The 2,701-nt window shown below is 61.6% G+C and carries 5 protein-coding genes; all 5 read left to right on the plus strand.

The features are described from left to right. Positions 1–552: DNA-methyltransferase (locus ACH6CV_RS17975; protein ID WP_456359596.1), on the plus strand; the 552-nt coding region annotated here is incomplete at its 5' end. 97 nt (positions 553–649) lie between these two features. Then, positions 650–925 (plus strand): hypothetical protein, encoded by a 276-nt coding sequence (locus ACH6CV_RS17980; RefSeq protein WP_456359597.1) that lies wholly within the window; start codon positions 650–652, stop codon positions 923–925. 121 nt (positions 926–1,046) lie between these two features. Then, positions 1,047–1,847 carry a virulence protein gene (locus ACH6CV_RS17985; RefSeq protein ID WP_456359598.1) on the plus strand — a complete coding sequence of 267 codons (801 nt, stop codon included), beginning with the start codon at positions 1,047–1,049 and terminating at the stop codon, positions 1,845–1,847. Next, the gene (locus ACH6CV_RS17990) at positions 1,831–2,235 is read left to right on the plus strand and encodes a DUF4314 domain-containing protein (RefSeq protein WP_456359599.1); all 405 of its coding nucleotides are present in this window, start codon (positions 1,831–1,833) and stop codon (positions 2,233–2,235) included. Before ACH6CV_RS17985 ends, ACH6CV_RS17990 begins: the two co-directional genes overlap by 17 nt. 139 nt (positions 2,236–2,374) lie before the next feature. Beyond that, the gene (locus tag ACH6CV_RS17995; protein ID WP_456359600.1) at positions 2,375–2,584 is read left to right on the plus strand and encodes a hypothetical protein; all 210 of its coding nucleotides are present in this window, start codon (positions 2,375–2,377) and stop codon (positions 2,582–2,584) included. Positions 2,585–2,701: the final 117 nt, after the last annotated feature.

Raw genomic sequence — 2,701 nt, forward strand, 5'->3', positions numbered from 1 at the left:
TTTCAACTCGTATATGAACACCTCGCCGACGGCGGGGCCTTTTACTGTTTCCACTCGGACAGCGAGAAGGTCAACTTTTACAACGCGACCGTCGCCGCCGGATTCCATTATAGCACAACCTGCATCTGGGTCAAGGATTCGCTGGTCCTTGGCCGCGGAGATTTTCAGCAGATGCACGAGCCCTGCCTGTACAGCTTCAAGGACACCCGGAAGCACGCCTGGTATGCCGACCGCAAGCAGACGACGGTGTGGAAGTTCGACCGGCCAAAGAAGTCGGAATACCACAGCACCCAGAAGCCCGTACCCCTGATGGCGTATCCGCTGACCTGCTCGACGCAGGCGAACGCCATTGTGTACGAGCCCTTTGCGGGGAGCTTCTCGACGGGCATCGCCTGCGAGCAATTGAACCGCGTTTGCTTTGGGATGGAGCTTGACCCCAAGTTTGCGTCCGCCGCGGTGCGCCGCTGGATCGACAGCTATGGAGAAGATGGCGTTACCGTGGAGCGGGATGGCAAAATCCTGCTCGCGTCTGAAGTCATGAGCGCGCCATAGAACGCGCGGATTTATCCGGAAAGACGCCCTACCCGCCTTGCTCCGTCCCGCGTTTTGAGGGATCAATAGACCAAACCAAAGAAAGGCGGGCGGGGTTATGGACAATAAACTGAAAGCGGCCATGGAGGAATTCATCACCCAGAGAATCAATGACCTGGGCGCGGACGCGCCGGCGGCGGTGACGGACGCGGTGTCGGAGGCAGAGGAACAGAAGGAACGGCTGGTGGCGGCGCTTTCAGAGGAACAGCGGCCACTCCTGCGGGCGTTGGAGAACGCGTTCAGCGTCCAGTCGGGCGAGGAAACGCGGTACTATTACCGGGCAGGATTTGGGGACGCCATCCAGTTCCTGAGGGAATGGCACCGGGCGCAATGAGCGGGCACTGGAGCATAAACAACACAGAAGCTTATCTTGCATCTGTGGACGACTGGAGCGAATATGTGCCTACCGGAGGGGCCAACGGCCCGCCGGAATCCAACCACGTGAGGGCACGAACATGAAAATCAACTTCGGGGTCACGGGCGAGCGGCGCAAATCCCTAGCCGGGGCCGTCAGCAGCGCGCTGAACGCGCCGACCCAATATCTGGGGATGCCCAGTGCGAACTACCAGATCGGAGACTTCATCCTCTCCAAGACGGGCGAACTGACCGGCCCGGACGACCGGGATTTGGTCATGACGCTCCGGGCGGCGCACGGCTTCGAACCAATCGGCGAGGAATACGAGGGCGTGGAGCCGGACATCGACCCACACAGCCCCGGGCGATACGCCGACCCCGGCGAGCCGCTCGCGGCGGAGATGCTGAAACAGACGGAAGCCTGGGCGGAAGAAGCGGATGCCGCCCAAGCGGATGAACCGGACGAACCCGACCGCCTCATCATCGAGGTGCCGCTCCAAGGTTTCACCCCGGAGAAGCTCACCAACCTCACCCGGATGGTGGCCGCCAAGGCGCCGCTTCTGAAGCTGGCGCTGGGCGCGGAAGAGCTGCCAATCCAGGTGGGAGAAGAGACCATCCGGTTTCCGTGGTTCCAAAGGACGGACGGCGACCACGCCCAGGCCTACGCTGCGCTGGTGAGCCTTCTGTGCAAGGCGGCGCTCCAGAAGAAGCGCGTCACGGCAAAAGAAAGGGCGGTTCCAGAGAACCCTCGTTACAGCCTGAGGTGCTTCCTCTTGTCCATCGGGATGATCGGGGATGAATACAAAACCGCGCGGGAAATCCTGCTTTCAAACCTATCGGGCAGTTCTGCCTGGAAGGACGGGCAGCGGAAGGAGGCGGCGGACGATGACCTTTCCCGATAAGCGCCAGGTGGAGGAGGTGCGCCGGGCGTACCCCATTGGCACGACGGTGCGGTGCGTGTCCATCTCCGACCCCTACACGGAGATTCCGCCGGGGACTTTGGGCGAGGTGACGGACATAGACGACACCGCGACGGTTTTCGTGAAATGGCGGACGGGCGTCACCCTGGGCGCGGTGTACGGCGTGGATCGGATCGATAAAGTCCCGTCCGTTCCTGAAAAGGTCATGGAGCAGCTGTTGGCGGTGCGCGCGGAGGGGCAGGTGAACATGCTGGATACCCACGCCGTTCAACGCATCGCGTTTGACAAGGGGTTTTACGAACTGGTGGACTTCATCGAGAGCGACCGCCGGGCCTATGCGCAGCTGATCCTGACCGGGGACACAGGCTGAAGCACACAAATTCCGCGGCCAAAATCAGGGAAAACCTTGCAGTGCAGAGTTATCCAACACATATCTTGATCATGTGTCCGAAGAGAGCGATTATGTACGTGCCGAAAGGCACACACCACTTCCCAAGGAGGTTTTCCCCATGACCAACACGCTTCGCCTGGGCCAGACGGTCCGTAACTTCGGAATCCTCGCCAAGGTGGCCGGCTTCCACGAGGTGACCGGCGACCCCATCCTCCGCCCCTTCTACAACGACGGCACCCGCTGGATCGCCTCCGCCGCAAACTGCGAGCCGGTGGACGGCGAGCCCGAAACCCTTACCCACAAGGACGGCGCGGTGTGCTTCGGCTGAGCCGAGGCTGCCGCCGGAAAGGAAGGACGCAGCCATGACCGAACAGCAATGGGCGCAGGTACTTGCGCAGCTGCCTGAAGGAGCCGAAGTTCTCCGGGTCTACCGGGCGATGGAAGG

The organism is Anaerozeibacter quisquiliarum, assembly GCF_051162045.1.
GTDB lineage: Bacteria > Bacillota > Clostridia > Christensenellales > Aristaeellaceae > Anaerozeibacter > Anaerozeibacter quisquiliarum.